The organism is Bacillus cereus group sp. N12 (genome assembly GCF_016483575.1).
Taxonomy (GTDB): domain Bacteria; phylum Bacillota; class Bacilli; order Bacillales; family Bacillaceae_G; genus Bacillus_A; species Bacillus_A toyonensis.
This window is the reverse complement of the sequence record NZ_JAEHBO010000014.1, coordinates 54,127-73,188: the sequence shown is the minus strand read 5'-3', so window position 1 is coordinate 73,188 and position 19,062 is coordinate 54,127. Positions and strand designations below refer to the sequence as shown.

The window sequence follows — 19,062 nt, the reverse complement described above, 5'->3', positions numbered from 1 at the left end:
ATTTTATAGTGCTGCGTTTACATCTAATCTTTCTTTTATCAAATCATTCGTTTTTAACCAATGTGTAATATTTTCAATATCTGTTGAGAATATACGGTCATTTGTAATAGAAGGTACTTGCTGACGGCCTTGATGGTAGAAGCTCTTCGTCACTGTACTCATGTTTTCAATTCCGCGATATTCCGCTGCTTGCATCGCACAAATCATCTCAATTGAAAGAACACGTCTTACATTTTGAATAATTTGATGTGCATGGCGTGAAGCGATTGTTCCCATACTTACGTGATCTTCTTGGTTAGCTGATGACGGGATTGAATCAACACTCGCCGGATGTGCTAACGTTTTATTTTCAGAAACAAGTGACGCAGCTGCGTATTGCATAATCATTGCACCAGACTGCAATCCTGGTTCTGGACTTAAAAATGGAGGTAAATCATTTAATTGCGGATTTACTAAACGCTCAATACGACGTTCTGAAATATTTGCAAGTTCCGCCATTCCTACTTTTAAGAAGTCCATCGCAAACGCAATCGGTTGACCATGGAAATTACCACCCGAAATTACTTTTTCTCCGCCATCAAAGATAAGCGGATTATCTGTTGCTGCATTCATTTCAATTTCTAATTTTTCTTTCACATAATTTAAAACTTGCCAAGAAGCACCGTGTACTTGCGGGATACAGCGAAGTGAATACGCATCCTGTACACGTAGTTCTCCTTGTTTTGTTGTTAACTTACTATCTTGAAGGATGTCACGAATTCTGCTCGCGACTTCCACTTGCTCTTTATAACCACGTGCTTTATGAACATTTTCATCAAATGCATCAATAATGCCTTGTAATCCTTCAATTGTCATCGAAGCAATTAATTCCGCTTGATATGCAGTTGCTTCTGCTTCTATATAAGAAAGAACTCCTTGCGCTGTCATCGCCTGTGTACCATTGATTAATGCAAGCCCTTCTTTCGCTTCAAGTTCAATCGGTTCAAGACCTTCTTCTGTAAGAGCAACCATTGCATGGACTCTTTTCCCTTTATAGAACACTTCACCTTCGCCTAATAATACGAGCGCAAGATGAGATAAAGGTGCTAAGTCTCCACTCGCACCAAGTGAACCTTGTTGCGGAACGACTGGGTGAATTTTGCGATTTACAAACTCAAGAAGCATATTTACAACAAGCGGTCTAACGCCAGATACTCCTTTAAGCATCGTGTTCGCTCGTAAAATTAACATACCGCGAGATACTTCTTCCGGGAATGGATCACCTATCCCGCATGCATGTGACTGAATTAAATTATGTTGAAGTGCCTTTACATCCTCTTTTTGAATAAGCACATCACTAAACTTTCCAAATCCAGTTGTAATACCGTAAACAACTTTTCCGTCTTCTACGATTTTCTCAACTACTTCGCGGCACTCCGCCACCTTTTGCATACTAGTTGGGCAAGCTGTTACACCTTCCCCTTCAAGTAATAACTTCTTCATTTCTTCAACTGTCAATGTATGTCCTGTTAACGTAATCATTCTTTTTTCCTCCTTAAAAAGGCAAAAGGGGACCTTATCTTTTTAAGACAGACTTCTGTCCTAAAAAGTAAGGCCCCCTTCTAACTAATAGACTATGGGCAAATCATATGTGATTAATTCCTAAACCAATCGCCTCATGCTCAGATCCTTTTACAGGTGCACCAATCGTTCCATAAAGTGCAACAGCAACCCATTCGCCTTCTTTTTTTCCGTCGTATGGTGTACCGCGCACAATTGCAAAACGAAGTCCTACTGTACGAAGAACGTCTGCTAACTGAATTTGACCTCTCGTCACTCCGTACAAAGCTTCCATTATTGCATGATAAAGTGCATGTGTTTCTCTGTAAACATCCGTTTCAATAACTCGGTTGCTTTTAGCCGCTGTTTCCATTGCCGCTACGACCTTTTGCGAATTCATCGAACCCACTTTCCCTGTACAATATTTCCAACCTTTTGGAATAGATAATACAGGGCTTTCATTCTCATCCGCAAGTGCCAACAGCATGGCCATACGACCAATTCGATGTGTTCCTTGAAGAAGCATGTGACTCTCTCATTTCTTTTAATTATTTGAATATTTCTTAATTTAAGAATAAATGAAAACGGTTAAATCGTCAATAGTTTAAACTCATATTCAAACATTTTTTCACCTCCCCTAATTTTGTGTACACAAATTATTTACACAAAATTTCCAGGCATGCTATATTCTCCCTAACAAATGAAAAGAGGCGAGTTTTCAGTGGCGAAACGAAAAAATATTCATTTTCGAATTGAAGAAAATTTACTTGAAAGGTTTGAAGCAGCACTCCATTACGAAGGCTTAAAGAAGACAGATGTATTAACACATGCGATTCAGCAATTTTGTACGAAGGTGGAACCCGAAAAAATGAATGATGTAAAACGCCAATACAGCGTCAGCAACCATTTACAAACACGTATCCATACGCATAAACGTTTCGAAGAGAAACAAGTGAATTTAGATGAAATCGTCATTGAACATTTACAACTTCAAGGAAAAGAAAACATATTAGAAGTTGGGTGCGCGAGCGGAAAATTCCTTTCCCTTTTACAAACTAACGGTCATAAAGGCCCATTAACTGGATTTGATCAATCGAAAGCCATGCTTTCTGAGGCCGCTAAAAAAAGTACTAGAATTGAATGGAAACAGGGTGATGCTAGTAAACTTCCATTCGAAGATAATTGTTATGACTGGATAATCGCAAGACATATGTTATACCACGTGAAAGATGTAAAAAGAACAATTCAAGATTTTTATAAAGTCATTCGTCCTGACGGTACACTTTTAGCTACAACAAATTCTAACGTTTCATTACCTCGTATAGTTGAAATGTGTAACAACATGTTAGTCGCATTTGATTTACCGCAAACATCAGCAGCGGTTGCTCCATTTTGTTTAGAAAATGGTAAGGAGATATTACAATCTGTTTTTCCAACTGTTGTAGAAACAGTTATTCATAATGCGCTCGTTTTTCATCACGCTACTCCGATCGTAAACTATATTTCTAGCATGTTCCCATCACTGAATATACCAGACAATATGTATCTTCACGCTGAAATGAAGGAATGGATACAAAAAGAAATAGAAAATGAATTATCACTTCATAATGGTATATGGCATGATCCGAAAACGATAGCGATTTATCGATGTAAAAAAGAAAAAAATCAGCAAATAGTAGCTTTTACACATTTTCTCATAAAAGTTTCTCCATCACTACATTGCCTTTACCACAATAAAAATTTGTATTATGTTCGTCTGCTACTCCAAAATAAGAAGCAATCGCTATTCCGAATGGTACAAACGCATGCCCTTGTGCTGTAATGATACTTGAATGCTGCACAACTTCTTTATACACGAAATTTTCTACTGGAAAACAATCGAATCTTTTATAATCTATGGTCGCTGTATAAGATCCCCCTTTCAATAAGCCTGCCTTTGCCAACGCATACGGTCCAGCACAAATTGCTGCCACTAATTTTTCTTGTTCATAAAATTGATGAATGATTGAAAAAAGAGGTTTTGCATCTTTCAACTGTACTTCTTCTCCACCTGGAATAAGTATCCCCTCATACTCATCTACACGCACTTCACTTAATTCTATATGCGGCTGCACTTGCAACCCCGTTTCACTTATAACCAGTTCCTTAGTTAAACCTGCTGTAATGATTTCATATTTATTTTTCAGCAATGCCGTTGCTACCGTTATTTCAAACTCGGCAAATGTTGGGTACACAAATAAAAGTATTTTTTTCATAACCCTCTCTCCTTCAACCATTTCATAAAATATGCCTCTAATTCGTCCACTGTTAATCTATTCGTGTCCACATAAGTTACAGGAAATTGTTTATACCATTCTTTTTCAGTTTCTACTAATTTAAGTTGTTCTTCAAATGTACTTCGGTTTCTTACCCTATCATTATTTTTTCTATCATATACATTCTCTTTCGAAACGTCTAAATAAAAAATTGCATCCGAACGGCATTTTCTTAGTTCACATAAATCATCTTGCAATTCTGTTTCTATATCCCACTCTTTCCCTATTAATTTCGGATAAAAAAGTGTATAGAACTCAATATCTTCTGGCCCACGATCAAAAATCACCGTTGATTCCTGGATATTTTGAAACTCTTTTATTTTTGCTCCAATGAACATTTTTTGATTTGTTATAAAACCCTCTTTTGAATTCATATCTAAATTTAATTCTTTTCGCTTTTCTACAATTCGATATGGATTTTCATATATCACTGATAACCCATGTTGCTCTAGCCTTTTAGCTACTGTTGTTTTCCCACTTGCCATTGGTCCTTGTAGTGAAATTACATATGCCATCCCACTCATTCCCTTTCCATATAATACATTGATAATATACAGAATTTTGAAAACTATCAACAAAATATATATCATCTTGTTTCTTATTCTTATGTAACTTATAATAAAAGTTAGAGATTATGACGAACGCAAAAATAATGTAAGCTTGGAAATCCAAGCTTACATTATTTTTTGCTTTCCCTTTTCTAATAAAAAGAGTATACTAGATTAGAACGTATGTTCTTAACGATTACATACAGTAAGGAGATAGAACAATGGTATACGACACAAAAGCAATTTCTTGGAATGAATCCTTAAAACAACTTCAACGCCGCTATACAAACAAACAAGTTGACCGAAAAGAATTTGAAGATATTGAACTAATGGAATTCTTCCGCGATAACGACTACATTTCTTTACCTACACATATAAGCGGCCTATCAACAGCACGTTTTACTTCTTACTCTATTTTCACAACTGAAGATAAAGATCGTAAAGTTGGCACACTTATTATTGAGTATGTTGAAGACGATAATAATAATTTATGTGTTGAACAACTATACTTTGTTTAAATGATTACGCTTGGTCAAAATGACCAAGCGTTCTTGCTTTCTATGAATCTCAATGTTTATAATATGAATAAAAGAAAATCGAAATCATTTAAGGGGGGATATACTTGCTCGAAGGATGGTTCAGTTGGTTCATTGTATTATGGACTGTCATTTTATTAGGACTTATGTCTATCGGTGGATACTTTATGTTCAGAAAATTTTTAAAACGATTACCAAAAGAAGATGGTATGTCCATTTTAGATTGGGAAGAACACTACATAAATAAAACGAGACATTTATGGGCTGACGAACAAAAACAATTGCTAGAAGAGCTTGTAAGTCCTGTTCCAGAACTATTTCGCGACGTTGCTAAATCCAAAATCGCTGGTAAAATTGGAGAACTTGCATTACAAGAAAATGCCTCTCAAATTACACAAGACTTAATTATTAAAGGATATATTATTGCCACACCAAAGCGTGATCATAAATTTTTAGTAAAAAAGCTACAAGAAAAAGAGATTGATTATTCAAACTACAAGTCTTTACTCGCAAAATAACTTCACATTATTTTCGATAAAAAAGACAGCGCCTTTGACGCTGTCTTTTTTATTTTATACATATACAGTTTTAAGTTAGTTTCATATCTTTTTCATTATAAAAACCATCTTCTTTTTCCATTTCCTTCTGTAATTTCGTAAAGGAACGGTACATCGCAATTCTCCATGATACAATCATCGCAAACGCAAGTAAGAAGAACATGCCGCTAAGTTGTCCTAAATCAAGAGATTGACTTAAGTATGTTTTAAATACAATCCGTACTACAAGTAATCCAATTAATATAAAAACAAATGCTTTTGAACGCTTCAAGTAAATCTCTTGTCCTCTAATTTCAAATTTAGATGTTTTAATAAGAAAAATAGAGAAAATCAAACCAACACCAATTGCTTCTAACATTTCTGCTGGAGTTAATCGAAATTCAGGAAAAACATACATCAATGCTCCCGTACTCATAAAAAATGGCGGAAGTATAATTTTTTTCAATGTTGCAGGTTTCTTAGCTGCTTTTAAACGAATAAACATCGCACCGACAGCCATACAAACAGCAACGATACTTGATAAAAGAACTATGTTCATATTTTCTCATCCTTTTTTGTGGCTATATGCAAAATATACTTTCATTATATGCTTTTCCGTTAGTATTTCCAACATTTTCACAGAATAATACTAAAAACCGGTAAAACCACCAAATAAACTTGAGAAATATACGATAATTTTCGTCATCCAATTAAAGTATAAGAAGATACCCATGACAATCATAATGTATCCTCCGACTTTCATAAAGGCCATACTATTTCTTTTAATCCAAGACATTTTCGTAATAAAGAATGAAAGTACGAAAAATGGGATAGCAAATCCAAGTATGTAAGCAATCATATAAATCATTGCTGATTCTGGGTTTGTTGCTGCTAATCCAATTACGGACACTAAAATAGGTCCAGTACATGGCGTCCATCCTGCAGCAAAGGCCAATCCAATTAGAACTGATCCAAAATAGCCACTCGGACGATTTTTAAATGTAAATTTACGATCTTGCATTAAAAACTTCGGCTTAAATACCCCAACAATAATAAGACCGAACACGATGATAAATATACCACCTAGCTGTCTAATTAAATCTTTATAATCTGTAAAGATTCCTCCGATAAAACTTGTACCAAATCCAATTGCAATAAATATAATTGAAAATCCAAGTAAGAAAAACGCTGTATGTATCATACTTCTTTTGCGAAGCATTGCATTTTCTTCTTTCAATTCAGAAACCGACATACCTGTTATGTACGATAAAAATGCCGGATAAAGCGGTAAGCAACATGGGGAAATAAATGATAAGAACCCAGCGCCAAACGCTAAAAAAATACTAATATCTTGCATAATTCCACTCCTCTCCTTACATATTGTAGCAAAAACACATAAAAATACTATGAACAATTCGTGAACTCACTTTTACAACGTGGTAATAAGAAAAACCACTCTTTCTCACAGTTTCTAATAAAACGTTTTCATTTCCTTCTATTATATAGAAAAATCTCAATTGGATTAGGAAACTCCTTTAATTGTTATTAACATAACAAAGGTAACATAGTTTCTCAAATGATTAGCACGTATACGTACGTTTATATGCATATTGATTTAAAAAATTTTTTTCAAATGCTGTCTTTATACAATACAAAGCTGATTTTACAATACTTTTATAATTAACAATTTCAAGATTATGCATAAATATCATACTTTTATTATTATTCTATAAAATGTCGCACTTTTCTTTTATTTGACCCTACATTTTTAATTTTGTATACTTCCCTCTAGATATATTTTCGTTACGGAACAACTTCACATAGATGGGAGGAATTTTTCATGCTTCGTTATTCTCTTTTAGTTTTATTAGGAGCGTGTAGTTATGGAATTTTAGCTATTTTTGTTAAACTTGCATATGCAGAAGGATTTTCACTTGGAGAGGTAATTGGCAGCCAATATTTGTTCGGTTGGATTATTTTGCTGGCTATTACACTTCTATTTTCTAGACACCGCGTTCCATTAAAACAAGCATTAATTTTATTCGTTGCAGGAACATCTGCAAGTTTTACTGGAATTTTTTATTATGCTTCATTAAAAACTGTACCAGCTTCTATCGCAATTATTCTTTTGTTCCAATTCGTTTGGGTCGGTATTATTATTGAAGCTATTGTAACAAAAACATTACCTTCAAGGGAAAAAGTTATTTCGGTTATTTTCTTACTTGTAGGTACATTTTTATCAAGTGGTTTACTGGAAAAATCGGCAGGTACTTTCGATACAACAGGAATCATTTTAGGGCTATTATCTGCTATTACATTTGCAACATACATTTTTGTGAGCGGAAAAGTTGCTGTTGAAGTACCTTCATTACCACGTGGTGTCCTGTTAATGGCTGGCGCTTTAACTTTAGTTATGATCGTATTCCCGCCAACATTTATTATGAACGGTGCCATTTCTCAAGGACTTTGGAAATACGGCTTAGGATTAGGAATATTTAGTATCGTTATTCCGTCTATTGCCTTTACAATTGGTATTCCAAAAATCGGTTCTGGCTTAGCGACTATTCTTGGTGCAGCAGAGCTACCAGTTACAACAATTATGTCTGTATTCGTTTTAAAAGAAGCTGTACTATCTTCACAGTGGATAGGTGTATCACTTATTTTAATCGGTATTGCAATTCCGCAAATTGCATATGCAATGCGTGGACGTTATCAAAAACATCATACACATAAAAAAGTGGCAGCATAAAGTGAAACTTTAATTAGTGGGGATTTTGTTCATCCCCACTAATTATTAGCTCACATCACTCGGGCATTAACGAGAGAGGATTTTCATTTGAGAATCCTCTCTTTTATTGTTGTATACTTATAGTAAATACTTCGCTTAAGAAAGAGGGCATAATACGTGGCATCTATTCCAAATCAACTAACAGAAAAACTTATTTCCATTCGCCGACATTTACATGAGTATCCAGAACTATCATATGAAGAGTTTGAAACAACAAAAGCGATAAAAAATTGGTTAGAAGAAGCAAATATTGCTATTATTGATTCCAATTTAGAAACAGGAATTATCGCTGAAATTTCTGGTAATCAAAATGGTCCAATTATAGCAATTCGTGCTGATATTGATGCCCTTCCTATTCAAGAAGAAACAAACTTACCATACACTTCAAAAATTCAAGGTAAAATGCATGCTTGCGGACATGATTTTCATACAGCAGCTATTTTAGGTACAGCTTTCTTATTAAAAGAAAAGGAATCTTCCCTAAATGGAACGGTTCGCTTTATATTCCAACCAGCTGAAGAAAGTAGCAATGGTGCTTGCAAAGTTATTGAAGCTGGACATTTACATGATGTACAAGCTATTTTCGGTATGCATAATAAACCTGATTTACCAGTAGGTACAATTGGCATTAAAGATGGTCCACTAATGGCTGGAGTAGATCGATTTGAAATTGAAATTCACGGTGTCGGGACGCACGCAGCTGTACCAGATGCTGGTGTTGACCCTATCGTCGCATCCTCTCAAATTGTTATGGCACTACAAACAATTGTAAGTCGAAATATTAGCTCTTCACATAATGCCGTTGTAAGTGTTACAAACATTCATTCAGGAAATACGTGGAACGTTATTCCTGAAAAGGCAACATTAGAAGGAACAGTTCGTACATTCCAAAATGAAACACGAGAAAAGATACCAGCTTTAATGGAACGTATTATTAAAGGAGTTTCTGATGCATTAAGCGTAAAAACAGAATTCCGTTTTTATTCAGGTCCTCCTGCTGTTCATAACGATACATCTCTAACCGACTTATCTACTCAAGTTGCCGAAAAAATGAATTTAAATATTATTTCTCCTAACCCATCAATGGCCGGAGAAGACTTCTCCTTTTACCAACAAGAAATACCAGGTTCATTCGTCTTTATGGGAACGAGCGGTACACATGAGTGGCATCATCCTTCTTTTACAATTGATGAACGAGCACTCCCTATAAGTGCAAAATACTTTGCTTTGCTAGCTGAAAAAGCTCTTAAACAATTCTCATAGAAAAAAAAAGCCGTTAAGGGGTACTTAACGGCTTTTCTTATTAAGTTAAATCGCGTTTTAAAAATACTGTATAGGAAATACTTAAAAATACAAATAAATACAGCAATAACATACATGAAGCAAATGGGAAGGTTACTCCTTCAATAAAACTTCCATTCTTGGCAATACCGTATAAATCTGTGTTTGCCGGCAATAAATATTTCACCCAATTATATCTAGTTGCTGCTAGTAACGCAATATTTCCTGATAAAGCAAGAAACAGTGAAATACCGATCGCGCCCCCACTAGATCTTGTTAACACAGAAATCATAAATGCAAACGCTGCGTACACAAGAGTTGGCAACCACGATAAAATGTAATATTTACTTACTTCCACAAAAATATTTTGTTTTATAATATTTCCATCTTGAAAAATAAATTCACTCCATGCAGGCTGTTGGAATTTATAAATAACAAGTCCACTTAAAGCGGAGAAAATCATATTAAATATAAACAATAAAGCTGCAAATATAACGATTGCTAAAAATTTTGCTGTTAAAATTTTAAATCGACTCGCCGGACGGATTGTTAAAAATTTATATGTTCCCCAGCTATATTCATTCGCAAAAATTGTACTTGCATACACGAGGATAAATGGAAGCAAAATTGGAAATACGATAAAACCTGTATCTCTCATGAAAGAAAGTGGAGAACTGCTTGCTGGTGCTATATCCGTATCTAAATGCTTCATTTTAAGCTGATATTCCTTTACAAGCTCGTCCCCCGACCTTTCTGCTAAAATAGCTTCTTTTTTCATACCAAGCTTTTTCTCAATTTCTTCCGTACGTTCTGTATAATCTGCTTTCCAACCCTTTGTTTCTGGTTCTAAATACTTTACCGTAACCCATCCTAATCCAATTATTAATACTGCAATAACCGCAAAAGGAATAATCGTTCTTTTACGCTTAAATATTTTATACAGCTCGTTATACACTAAATTAAACAATATCTTTTCCCCCTGTTAATTCTAAAAATTGCTCTTCTAACGTTTTTCTTTCTTCATATACACGATAAACTTGAATATTTTTCTCAAGCAAAGTACGAATAACATTTGGGATTTCTTCATCTTTTACATTGATAAGTAGATCATTACCTTTTATTACAACATCACATTCTAACATTTCCGCTGCTTTATTTGCATCATCTACACGTATACGGATCGTCTCCATCTCTTCACTATGACTATGCTGAATATTTTGCGTCGCTACATATTCTCCGTGTTGAATAATAATAACTCTGTCACACATTAATTCAACTTCTGAAAGTAAGTGACTAGATACAAGTACTGCTTTTCCTTGTTCATGTGCAATTTTCTTTATGTACATTCTCATTTCATGTATTCCACTTGGGTCTAGTCCATTCGTTGGTTCATCTAGTACCAATACATCTGGATTATGAATAAGCGCCTGAGCAATCCCTAAACGTTGTCTCATACCGAGTGAATATGCTTTTACTTTACGGTCAATTACTTGTCCCATTCCTAACAATTTCACTACTTCATCGATACGTTCTTCTGTCACATTCCCATTCATTCGGCCGAAATATGTTAAATTTTCGTAGCCGCTCAAAAAAGGATAAAATTCCGGTGTCTCAATTACTGCACCAATTTTCGCAGCAGTTTTTTCAAATTGCTGTTTTACAGATTGACCATCAATCCATACTTCACCTTCTGTCATACGGATCATACCGACCATCATTCTCATTAAAGTCGTTTTTCCAGCACCATTTGGTCCTAGCAGGCCAACAACTTCACCTTTTTTAACTTCGAAACTAATATTTTCTACAAGTGTCTTTGAACCGATTCGCTTCGTTAACCGCTCAACTTTTACAATTGATTGTTCATTTGTCATTCTATACAACCTTTCCTTCCCATTCTTTGTCAGGTCTTTTCACTCTAACACGATTATTTTCATGTGTAAAATAGAAAAAGGCATGATTTTTCATGCCTTTTTCTCAAACTGAAACAAATTTCCGTCTTTTAAACTTCGAACAAATCGACAACATTGCATCATCGATAATACGACGACAGCCATCATAATTATACCAACAACTGCTATTGCATATATTGTAATTGGTGCACTATTTATTCCTTGTATCCCTGCTATTTTCATAAAGATAATCGTGAATAATTTCAAAAATAACATCCCATGAACTAGACCGAAAACAAACGCTGCTCCATAAATGAATAATTGCTCCTGACATAATAAACATAGTATTTCATTTCTTTTCATATTCCCTACTACATAAGATTTAAATTCCTCTCTCCTCACTTGCAGAAGAGAATTCGTCATTTTATACGTAATAAAAATACATATAAAAATCAATACAATAAACAGCGTGTAAAAACACATTTGAAACAAAAATGTTGCCCCTACTTTCCCAGCCGCTAGTTCATTAAATTGTAGCGACATCATAAAAAACAAAATTGCAGTACACATGGCAATCCACATGAATTGCTTTATCCTTTTGGCAGCAAATGTTCTTATATTTTTTCTCGCTAACCGACATAAAGACATAAATTTCTTCCCCTACCTTATAACATACGCATTCTATACTACTAGTGTATAAAAATATGACATTACAAACATCGCACTATAATCTGAATCTTTTCTAAGTCTTTAGTCCTAGAAAGGCAAATGGGAATTTATTCATATTTAAATTATAATTGTAAAAAGAGGAGGGTTTATACTATGCGTATAAACGTATTATTTATCTTATCTTTACTTTTCTTTACTAGTTGTAACCAAATAAAAAATAATGAAGTTGCTTCTGTAGAAGCTTACAAGTTAACAAAGGAACAGTCTTCTATTTTACAAATGACGCCTATTCAAGAAGGAAATAGTATGTTTTATAACGTTACACTTAATAATGATAAAGATGAAATAAATGCTACGATTGATTATTATCAAAATGGTAAAAAAGTAAAAGAGATTACTAACATCGCTTCATCACATTTTCTAGAAAAGAAAATAAAACTCTCTTTCATACCACCACATTTCCAATTTGATAAAGATGTAGAAGAAAAAGGTCAATGGTATATTAATATTGACGGTGGTTCAACGCTTGCTCCTGAAGAAGCACCTCTAGGTGTAAATAGTTCTGTAACTACTACAATTCAATCTGCAAAAAATTTAAGATATAATCAGAAAACAATTTTAGCTACTGTAATCCAAACAAGTAAAGAAACTGTAAGCGTCCCTACAATTGATGAAGAAACAGGTATTGACCTACTCTTAAAAGAAAATGAACACGTTTATCTTTTCAGTATCGAGCTAAAAAAAGAAAAATAAAACGGAAATGCACTTAAGCTGCATTTCCGTTTTATTGTTTAATAAGGTGTACTTTTATATATTCGAATTAAATCTATTTACCGTTACTACTATTACTCATCTTCTACTTCTATTCGTTTCTTCTCTCTTGCAATTTTTAAAAACTCTAACAGCTCTGGATTACTATTCATTTTTTTATAAGCTACCGACATTTCTGCAACAAAATTAGAATCATATAACTCTTTATATACAACTTCTGTTTTATATAATTTATTTGCCGATACAGGGATTACTGTAATCCCAATCCCTGCTGCTACAAGCCCCATAACTGTTTGATATTCTGTTGCTTCTTGTACAATTTGAGGACTAAAGCCAACCTCTCGACAAAGAGATAAAATTGTATCATACAACGCCGGCCATACTGGTCTCGTAATAAATACAAACGGTTCATCGCGTAAATCTTCTATATGTATTTCATCTTTCTCTGCAAGTGGATGTGCCTTTGGCAAACATAAAGTACAAGATAACCTTTGAATTGGTTCTAACTCTAATAATTGTGTTGAAATTGGCGGCCGTAAAAATCCAATATCAATACGATTATCATGAAGTGCATGCACTTGATCTGGTGTAGATAATTCATGTAATGCGACAGACACTCTCGGAAATTTCTTTCTATACTCCCTGACGATAGACGGTAAAATATCATATATCGCCGCACCTACAAAACCAATTGAGAGTGATCCAACTTCTCCCCTTTGCGCACTTTGTGCAACTTCTACTGCTTTTTCAATTTGCTCAAACGCTTTTTTTACTTCTTTTAAAAACATTTCTCCTGCTTCTGTTAATTCAACCTTTCTCTTCGTTCTTGAAAATAACAGAACTCCCATTTCTTTTTCTAATTGCTGAATTTGTTGACTAAGTGGCGGTTGTGTCATTTGTAAACGAGCAGCCGCTCGTCCAAAGTGTAACTCTTCTGCCACAACAACAAAATATTGCAAATGCCGTAATTCCATTTTAGACACCCTTTTCACTTTCAATTAATACGTCTAATATATTAATAACATATAATTTATATATTAGACAAATATTTTGAATGAACGTATAGTAGAAATTGTTAATTCTTTTTTACAATTTTTATGTAAAAAAAGAAAGAGGTGGTTACTGTATGAAATGGTGGAAGTTAAGTGGACAAATTTTATTATTATTTTGTTTCGCTTGGACAGGTGAATGGATCGCAAAACAGGCACACCTCCCAGTTCCAGGAAGTATAATCGGTATTTTTTTATTATTAATTTCATTAAAATTTAACCTAGTTAAAAAAGAGTGGATACAGGACGGAGCAGACTTTTTATTAAAAGAACTTATTTTATTTTTTATTCCTTCTGCAGTCGCTGTTATTCGTTACAAAGATACACTATCACAATATGGAATCGATCTCATTTTAATTATTATGATTAGTACACTTTGTGTTACTCTCGTAACAGGACTATTAACAGAATTGCTACTTAAGCGGAAAGGATCAACGCAATGATCGGCTTTCTTTGTTTACTATTAACACTATTGACATATTGGATATCTAAAAAAATGTATCAACGTTGGAATTGGAGCTTACTTTCTCCTCTCCTTGTCTGTCCCATTATTTTAATCGCTTTATTGCTTGGACTAGACACACCTTATGAAACATATGAATCTGGTGGTCAATGGCTAACAGAATTATTAAAACCTGCAACAGTTGCTTTTGCATGGCCAATCTATAAATACTTTGATTTATTAAAGAAATACGGAATCGCCATCTTACTTAACGTCATCGTTGGTTCATTTTTATCAGTTATTACTTCGGCACTACTAGCAAATTATTTTCAAATTGATTCGTCACTAGAACATAGTTTAGCACCGCATATTGTAACGACACCAATCGCAATGGCTATTTCAGAAATGATTGGTGGCATGTCACAATTAACAGCTGTATTTGTCGTTTTAACTGCCTTAACAGGAGCATTACTCGGCCCTTCCCTTATACGTATTTGCCGCATTAAAACCGCGCTCGCAAAAGGTATTATGTTAGGAACGAGCGCAAATGGAACTGGTACATCAAAAGCATTCGAAATCGGCCCTGTTGAAGGAACAATCGCAAGTTTATCCATGCTTTTAACAGCGGGTGCTAGTTTAGTTATCGTTCCGCTTTTCTTATCTTGGATACATTAAAAAGCAAGTATTTACATACTTGCTTTTTCATTTATATATTGACATATTAACTCGTAATCCTCCGGAAAAGCTAACGATAATTTTTCAACTTCCTGTATCCCTTTCCAGTCAATTTCATGTATTAACTCATCAGGATCTTGAATTTTCATACTACCGCCTATTTTTTTAACAAAGTAATAATGAACATACACTGGAATTCCGTATGTAATACCTTCTTTTTCGTATATTTTATTTACAACTTCCACATTGTAGCCTGTTTCCTCCCAAACTTCCCTGATACAACATTCTTCTAGTGTTTCTCCCTTTTCAAGTCCTCCACTTGGTACAGACCACCTTTTTTCTTCCCCTTCTTTGCCTTGCAGCACCATTAAAATTTCATTTCTGTCATTCATACATATAGCTGCCGTACCTATCCATCTCTCCATAAACATCCCTCCCCTACTAAAATTCGCCTTCTTTTTTATTTTTCCCTTGAAAAAAGAGGAAAAAAATAAAACGGTGACGAAAGAATACATCAACTTCATAGGCAGTCCCTTCTTAGAAATTAAAAACGGAAGGATGAAATTATGATTTCTAAATATGTTGTGGAATGTGTCTTTTGTGAAGAAAATCGAAAACCTCGCCAAGCTACCGTCACAGTTCCCGCCACTTCTCAACTACTAGCTATTCAAAAAGTGCGGGCTGAATGTAAACGCCGCTTTGGAAAAACGTTATTATTGCAAACAGAGGTTAAAGAAGAAATAGTTTTAGAACAAAAAGAAAGCTGACCATCAGTTGGCCAGCTTTCTTGTCCGATCATATTTTCACATGAAGATTAGGGGCATCCTCTTTAAGGATCGGGATTTTCCCATTATGTACGTTCCATAATGGTCATCGAACAATATATTTCTATGCAATTAAGTATTGAATAGAATAGGGCAAAACTTGTTCGCATTTTTAGAAAAGGGATAGGGATATAATTCAAGTAGTACTTCGAATACTCGAACTTTATACTCATAATATTAATGCAAATCCTTTCATATGGGAAATATGAATTACTTATATAATTCATTCGTAAAATATATTAATACCTTGCTATAGTAGTTTTATTCCATCAATAACATACATCCGGCTAAAACTGGCGTCATAATCATTGAAAATCTCAACAGCATGCGTGGTGCATAATTTGTAAACTTCGCACCGATATATGCTCCTAACATCGTCCCAATTAATACTTGCAATAACAATATATAATCTAAATATCCTTCCGAACTATATCCAATCCCGCCTCCAATTGCGATTGGTAATATAACAAGCATAGTCGTTCCTACAGATTGCTGTATCGTTAATCCTAAAAGAACCATTAGTCCAAGTTGTATAAAAGGGGCTGAACCAATCCCGAATGAACCAGCCAACATTCCAGTAACTAATCCTAAACATATACATTTCATCAAGTTGTTTTTTGAAAGTTTTTTCTGTCCACATAAGGGTGGCTTTTGCTTATTTCGAGACATAATCAATTTAATAAACATAAAAATTGCTGATAAAAATAACATCCCAGCTGTAAACCAATGAAGAAGATGTGCTGGTATAAGCGAACCAAACTTTGAACCGATATAAGAACCAAGCGCTCCAAATCCACCAACAATCCCGCCTATCATAAGTACAACATTTCCTTCACGATAATGACTTATAACTCCAGATAACGTCGTAAATGCCATAGCAGTTAAAGATGTTGCAAGTGCAACGTGAATAGGAATATGAAATACTAAAGTGAGTATCGCGATAATAAATCCAGCTCCCCCTGCTCCAACAAATCCTAATAAAATACCCATTAATAACATCGTTATAATAATTGCCACATACTCTCCCTCCAGTATCTCAATTATCTACTATACGCCCTCTTCCATACAAATAAAAAGCATCCTATCCGGATGCTTTCACTACTTTTCTATATTGAAAATATGTAATCAATCTTGATTAATTAAAATAACAGCAGGACCAGCAACGACTACTCCAGCTACTTCTATCTTTTCAAATTCCTTTACTGTAATAGATATAACACCTTCTCTTTCCATCAATTCTTTACTCAGGACTTCAGTCGGTATCGTCTTCACCGTCTTACCTCCTTTTCATTTATACAATATGATAAAGCGACACTTTAATCAGTGGGGGTTTTGGCCACCCCCACTGATTATTAGCCCTCATCAACCAGGCTTTTGCGAGATAAAAACAACCCAATACATCCATATATATGCATCACCTCCACTTTCATTCCTTATTCCATCCAAAATTCATATTCCCTTTCTATAACATATTGAAAAATAAAAAGAAGCTATAACATATAGCTTCTCTCTAAGTTTCTTTACCCTCTCTGTACCTTATATGTCAAAACTCTACCATCTCTATCAAATTGGAAAATAAGCTGTTCACTATCTATTGGAATGAAGCCACGTTCTGTCCCAAGATAGTACAAAGTGATGACCCCTTCTTCCTCATTTCTCGTTTCAGTAGGCGTTCCTAACAATTGTGTAATTTCTTCATTTGATTTCCCTATTAATTTATATTTTTGCATGAAATCATCTACCATATGTACCCGTTTCTCTTCGTCATTTAACCACCGATCTCGATTAAAATTGGAAGTGTACTCATTCATACTTAATTGTACAGCACACACTATTAATGGAATGATCCCTACTATCATTACACGTAACATTTGTTTCTTTTCTTTATTACGACTTGTAGAAGCACGTAAGATGACTCTTTGAATCATGACTAATAAAATAAATGGCATAACTACTACAAAAATACTCTTTACACTTAATGACATATGAACTATATCGATAACGAAAATAAACGCAATGTACATGACTATATACAAACAAAAATAAACATACAAAATCCCATGTAATAGAGCACCCAGAAAAATCTCCCCCTTTTTAATTCACCTGGCAAAGCATTTCTCTTATCTTTTGTAACTCTTGCGCTGTATATATTACTTCCCCTGTTAAAACTTCATTTTTGAAAAACGCTACGATTTGCTCCCTATCTTTTAATCTAGGTGTGTCCTCATTAGAAAGATCTAGTACTTCTTTACCACTCTCATTATAAAAATATACAATTGGCTTTACGTTTTCTTTTACAATATCAACTTGCAATTCTTTCAAACAATTGTATAAAATTTGAGATTGTTTCTTCGCTTTATATACTGGATTCCCTTCATTTTTCACTTGTATAGTTAACGAATCTTCACCTGTAATACATTCAAGCGTCTCTTCTTTTTTAATTTCTTGTTGATACTTACCTATTTCATCAAGCATAAATGAATATATACTAGCATTCTCTTTCGTTACACCATGAATTAATTTTCCTGTCCACTCTCTCGTCTCAAGTAAATACATACCAGTTTTATATAAGATAAGATGATGGATTCGAATATCGTTTATTCCAAGTTTATCTCTAATAAAAACATTCGGCATAATATGAAATTCATCTTCTTGTATGATTTCTTGTTCTAAAAATCCTTGCTTCATATAATGTAATGTTTCATGCGTATTTACTTCAGCGCTATTTTTAGTATACTCTCGTAAATCTGCAATTAACTTTTGAAACATATGTATTTCATTACTATGTTTATCTTGCATTTCACTACGTTCTTTACTATGTTGCATAGCTAATTGATTTTTCATCATACGCATATTTTCAAGTTCTCTAGCTGTACTAACTTGTAAATCATTATACTTTTTCTGTTCCATATTTTTTAACGTATTTTGTTGCTCTTTATGTTCTGTAACCGTGGCTGCAATTTCACTTTCATACGTTTCAATCGCTTGCTTTTTTTCAAATTCCACCTGCTGGCTCTCTGATTCCAACTGTTTATTTTTATAAAACAGTACGAATACTGCAGCTAATAATATTAAAATTACACCTATTAGCACATAATCCATATTTTTACTCCTTTATTTCAATTTTTGATTATTTTTTATAAATATCCCCATTGTATTATACTATGCTTTTAATATACAACTTGTGAAAATTACTTTTT

At 34.1% G+C, this 19,062-nt stretch carries 24 protein-coding genes and 1 pseudogene; 9 read left to right on the top strand and 16 right to left on the bottom strand.

What is annotated here, in order from left to right; translation table 11 throughout:
- Window positions 1-3: 3 nt before the first annotated feature.
- Together hutH and hutP are read right to left on the bottom strand one after the other, a co-directional pair.
- On the bottom strand, window positions 4-1,521 hold the full coding sequence (gene hutH, locus JDS92_RS10250; protein ID WP_016108912.1) for a histidine ammonia-lyase: 1,518 nt from the start codon (window positions 1,519-1,521) through the stop codon (window positions 4-6).
- 103 nt (window positions 1,522-1,624) lie between these two features.
- Window positions 1,625-2,065 (bottom strand): hut operon transcriptional regulator HutP, encoded by a 441-nt coding sequence (gene hutP, locus JDS92_RS10245; protein ID WP_000926519.1) that lies wholly within the window; start codon window positions 2,063-2,065, stop codon window positions 1,625-1,627.
- A 195-nt stretch (window positions 2,066-2,260) separates the two neighbouring features.
- Between hutP and JDS92_RS10240 the strand changes: the two are divergent.
- Window positions 2,261-3,205, top strand: a pseudogene (locus tag JDS92_RS10240) (class I SAM-dependent methyltransferase); the annotation flags it as partial.
- A gap of 28 nt (window positions 3,206-3,233) precedes the next feature.
- Here JDS92_RS10240 and JDS92_RS10235 read toward each other — a convergent pair.
- Together JDS92_RS10235 and JDS92_RS10230 are read right to left on the bottom strand one after the other, a co-directional pair.
- The gene (locus JDS92_RS10235; RefSeq protein WP_079996517.1) at window positions 3,234-3,794 is read right to left on the bottom strand and encodes a DJ-1/PfpI family protein; all 561 of its coding nucleotides are present in this window, start codon (window positions 3,792-3,794) and stop codon (window positions 3,234-3,236) included.
- Window positions 3,791-4,378, bottom strand: a complete 588-nt coding sequence (locus JDS92_RS10230; RefSeq protein WP_140158429.1) for an AAA family ATPase — start codon at window positions 4,376-4,378, stop codon at window positions 3,791-3,793. The genes JDS92_RS10235 and JDS92_RS10230 overlap by 4 nt, the downstream gene beginning before the upstream one ends.
- A 245-nt stretch (window positions 4,379-4,623) precedes the next feature.
- Here JDS92_RS10230 and JDS92_RS10225 point away from each other — a divergent pair, with 245 nt between their 5' ends.
- Both JDS92_RS10225 and JDS92_RS10220 read left to right on the top strand, forming a co-directional pair.
- The gene (locus JDS92_RS10225) at window positions 4,624-4,920 is read left to right on the top strand and encodes a hypothetical protein (protein WP_000262403.1); all 297 of its coding nucleotides are present in this window, start codon (window positions 4,624-4,626) and stop codon (window positions 4,918-4,920) included.
- A gap of 104 nt (window positions 4,921-5,024) precedes the next feature.
- Complete coding sequence (locus JDS92_RS10220; RefSeq protein WP_000889376.1) at window positions 5,025-5,456, top strand: DUF2621 domain-containing protein; 432 nt, start codon at window positions 5,025-5,027, stop codon at window positions 5,454-5,456.
- Between the two features lie 70 nt (window positions 5,457-5,526).
- Here JDS92_RS10220 and JDS92_RS10215 read toward each other — a convergent pair whose 3' ends face one another.
- The 3 genes from JDS92_RS10215 to JDS92_RS31385 all read right to left on the bottom strand — a co-directional run bounded on the left by JDS92_RS10215 (window position 5,527) and on the right by JDS92_RS31385 (window position 6,997).
- Complete coding sequence (locus JDS92_RS10215; RefSeq protein WP_001028440.1) at window positions 5,527-6,033, bottom strand: CcdC family protein; 507 nt, start codon at window positions 6,031-6,033, stop codon at window positions 5,527-5,529.
- Between the two features lie 90 nt (window positions 6,034-6,123).
- A complete protein-coding gene (gene ccdA / locus JDS92_RS10210; protein WP_001152675.1) occupies window positions 6,124-6,831 on the bottom strand; it encodes a cytochrome c-type biogenesis protein CcdA in 708 nt (235 codons plus the stop codon).
- Between the two features lie 16 nt (window positions 6,832-6,847).
- Window positions 6,848-6,997, bottom strand: a complete 150-nt coding sequence (locus JDS92_RS31385; protein WP_073990665.1) for a peptidase T — start codon at window positions 6,995-6,997, stop codon at window positions 6,848-6,850.
- Window positions 6,998-7,314: 317 nt separating this feature from the next.
- On the opposite strand from JDS92_RS31385, the gene JDS92_RS10205 reads away from it, so the two are divergent.
- Both JDS92_RS10205 and JDS92_RS10200 read left to right on the top strand, forming a co-directional pair.
- Window positions 7,315-8,223: an EamA family transporter gene (locus tag JDS92_RS10205; RefSeq protein ID WP_000947021.1), complete on the top strand. Its 909-nt coding sequence runs from the start codon at window positions 7,315-7,317 to the stop codon at window positions 8,221-8,223.
- A 156-nt stretch (window positions 8,224-8,379) separates the two neighbouring features.
- Window positions 8,380-9,525: a M20 peptidase aminoacylase family protein gene (locus JDS92_RS10200; RefSeq protein ID WP_097958442.1), complete on the top strand. Its 1,146-nt coding sequence runs from the start codon at window positions 8,380-8,382 to the stop codon at window positions 9,523-9,525.
- Window positions 9,526-9,565: 40 nt separating this feature from the next.
- Here the strand turns inward: JDS92_RS10200 and JDS92_RS10195 are convergent, their stop codons facing one another.
- The 3 genes from JDS92_RS10195 to JDS92_RS10185 form a co-directional block, all read right to left on the bottom strand.
- On the bottom strand, window positions 9,566-10,510 hold the full coding sequence (locus JDS92_RS10195; RefSeq protein WP_199631902.1) for an ABC transporter permease: 945 nt from the start codon (window positions 10,508-10,510) through the stop codon (window positions 9,566-9,568).
- Window positions 10,503-11,414, bottom strand: a complete 912-nt coding sequence (locus JDS92_RS10190; RefSeq protein ID WP_000180632.1) for an ABC transporter ATP-binding protein — start codon at window positions 11,412-11,414, stop codon at window positions 10,503-10,505. Before JDS92_RS10190 ends, JDS92_RS10195 begins: the two co-directional genes overlap by 8 nt.
- 90 nt (window positions 11,415-11,504) lie before the next feature.
- A complete protein-coding gene (locus JDS92_RS10185; protein WP_097958444.1) occupies window positions 11,505-12,080 on the bottom strand; it encodes an FtsX-like permease family protein in 576 nt (191 codons plus the stop codon).
- A gap of 174 nt (window positions 12,081-12,254) precedes the next feature.
- Here JDS92_RS10185 and JDS92_RS10180 point away from each other — a divergent pair, with 174 nt between their 5' ends.
- On the top strand, window positions 12,255-12,854 hold the full coding sequence (locus tag JDS92_RS10180) for a hypothetical protein (RefSeq protein ID WP_001222410.1): 600 nt from the start codon (window positions 12,255-12,257) through the stop codon (window positions 12,852-12,854).
- A gap of 92 nt (window positions 12,855-12,946) precedes the next feature.
- Here JDS92_RS10180 and alsR read toward each other — a convergent pair whose 3' ends face one another.
- On the bottom strand, window positions 12,947-13,846 hold the full coding sequence (alsR, locus tag JDS92_RS10175; RefSeq protein WP_000423218.1) for an acetoin biosynthesis transcriptional regulator AlsR: 900 nt from the start codon (window positions 13,844-13,846) through the stop codon (window positions 12,947-12,949).
- Between the two features lie 152 nt (window positions 13,847-13,998).
- On the opposite strand from alsR, the gene JDS92_RS10170 reads away from it, so the two are divergent.
- Complete coding sequence (locus tag JDS92_RS10170) at window positions 13,999-14,364, top strand: CidA/LrgA family holin-like protein (RefSeq protein WP_000872363.1); 366 nt, start codon at window positions 13,999-14,001, stop codon at window positions 14,362-14,364.
- A complete protein-coding gene (locus tag JDS92_RS10165) occupies window positions 14,361-15,038 on the top strand; it encodes an LrgB family protein (protein WP_098821720.1) in 678 nt (225 codons plus the stop codon). The genes JDS92_RS10170 and JDS92_RS10165 overlap by 4 nt, the downstream gene beginning before the upstream one ends.
- An 11-nt stretch (window positions 15,039-15,049) precedes the next feature.
- Here JDS92_RS10165 and JDS92_RS10160 read toward each other — a convergent pair whose 3' ends face one another.
- Window positions 15,050-15,463, bottom strand: a complete 414-nt coding sequence (locus JDS92_RS10160; protein ID WP_000442987.1) for an NUDIX hydrolase — start codon at window positions 15,461-15,463, stop codon at window positions 15,050-15,052.
- A 141-nt stretch (window positions 15,464-15,604) separates the two neighbouring features.
- Here JDS92_RS10160 and JDS92_RS10155 point away from each other — a divergent pair, with 141 nt between their 5' ends.
- Window positions 15,605-15,805: a DUF3903 domain-containing protein gene (locus tag JDS92_RS10155; protein ID WP_000624210.1), complete on the top strand. Its 201-nt coding sequence runs from the start codon at window positions 15,605-15,607 to the stop codon at window positions 15,803-15,805.
- Window positions 15,806-16,123: 318 nt separating this feature from the next.
- Here the strand turns inward: JDS92_RS10155 and JDS92_RS10150 are convergent, their stop codons facing one another.
- The 4 genes from JDS92_RS10150 to JDS92_RS10135 all read right to left on the bottom strand — a co-directional run bounded on the left by JDS92_RS10150 (window position 16,124) and on the right by JDS92_RS10135 (window position 18,964).
- Window positions 16,124-16,879 (bottom strand): sulfite exporter TauE/SafE family protein, encoded by a 756-nt coding sequence (locus JDS92_RS10150; protein WP_000974640.1) that lies wholly within the window; start codon window positions 16,877-16,879, stop codon window positions 16,124-16,126.
- Window positions 16,880-16,987: 108 nt separating this feature from the next.
- Window positions 16,988-17,134, bottom strand: coding sequence for a BC1881 family protein (locus JDS92_RS10145; RefSeq protein WP_000849372.1), 147 nt, complete (start codon window positions 17,132-17,134; stop codon window positions 16,988-16,990).
- Window positions 17,135-17,382: 248 nt separating this feature from the next.
- Window positions 17,383-17,886 carry a hypothetical protein gene (locus JDS92_RS10140; protein WP_002109353.1) on the bottom strand — a complete coding sequence of 168 codons (504 nt, stop codon included), beginning with the start codon at window positions 17,884-17,886 and terminating at the stop codon, window positions 17,383-17,385.
- Between the two features lie 70 nt (window positions 17,887-17,956).
- Window positions 17,957-18,964 (bottom strand): nuclease-related domain-containing protein, encoded by a 1,008-nt coding sequence (locus JDS92_RS10135; protein ID WP_000386795.1) that lies wholly within the window; start codon window positions 18,962-18,964, stop codon window positions 17,957-17,959.
- Window positions 18,965-19,062: the final 98 nt, after the last annotated feature.

Coding starts and splice junctions, on each gene's coding strand:
- ccdA (WP_001152675.1), bottom strand. CDS start 6,831: ATGCAAGATATTAGTATTTTTTTAGCGTTTGGCGCTGGGTTCTTATCA.
- JDS92_RS10215 (WP_001028440.1), bottom strand. CDS start 6,033: ATGAACATAGTTCTTTTATCAAGTATCGTTGCTGTTTGTATGGCTGTC.
- JDS92_RS10205 (WP_000947021.1), top strand. CDS start 7,315: ATGCTTCGTTATTCTCTTTTAGTTTTATTAGGAGCGTGTAGTTATGGA.
- JDS92_RS10155 (WP_000624210.1), top strand. CDS start 15,605: ATGATTTCTAAATATGTTGTGGAATGTGTCTTTTGTGAAGAAAATCGA.
- alsR (WP_000423218.1), bottom strand. CDS start 13,846: ATGGAATTACGGCATTTGCAATATTTTGTTGTTGTGGCAGAAGAGTTA.
- JDS92_RS10140 (WP_002109353.1), bottom strand. CDS start 17,886: ATGTACATTGCGTTTATTTTCGTTATCGATATAGTTCATATGTCATTA.
- JDS92_RS10170 (WP_000872363.1), top strand. CDS start 13,999: ATGAAATGGTGGAAGTTAAGTGGACAAATTTTATTATTATTTTGTTTC.
- JDS92_RS10190 (WP_000180632.1), bottom strand. CDS start 11,414: ATGACAAATGAACAATCAATTGTAAAAGTTGAGCGGTTAACGAAGCGA.
- JDS92_RS10185 (WP_097958444.1), bottom strand. CDS start 12,080: ATGTCTTTATGTCGGTTAGCGAGAAAAAATATAAGAACATTTGCTGCC.
- JDS92_RS10225 (WP_000262403.1), top strand. CDS start 4,624: ATGGTATACGACACAAAAGCAATTTCTTGGAATGAATCCTTAAAACAA.
- JDS92_RS10160 (WP_000442987.1), bottom strand. CDS start 15,463: ATGGAGAGATGGATAGGTACGGCAGCTATATGTATGAATGACAGAAAT.
- JDS92_RS10230 (WP_140158429.1), bottom strand. CDS start 4,378: ATGAGTGGGATGGCATATGTAATTTCACTACAAGGACCAATGGCAAGT.
- JDS92_RS10235 (WP_079996517.1), bottom strand. CDS start 3,794: ATGAAAAAAATACTTTTATTTGTGTACCCAACATTTGCCGAGTTTGAA.
- hutH (WP_016108912.1), bottom strand. CDS start 1,521: ATGATTACGTTAACAGGACATACATTGACAGTTGAAGAAATGAAGAAG.
- JDS92_RS10180 (WP_001222410.1), top strand. CDS start 12,255: ATGCGTATAAACGTATTATTTATCTTATCTTTACTTTTCTTTACTAGT.
- JDS92_RS10165 (WP_098821720.1), top strand. CDS start 14,361: ATGATCGGCTTTCTTTGTTTACTATTAACACTATTGACATATTGGATA.
- JDS92_RS10135 (WP_000386795.1), bottom strand. CDS start 18,964: ATGGATTATGTGCTAATAGGTGTAATTTTAATATTATTAGCTGCAGTA.
- hutP (WP_000926519.1), bottom strand. CDS start 2,065: ATGCTTCTTCAAGGAACACATCGAATTGGTCGTATGGCCATGCTGTTG.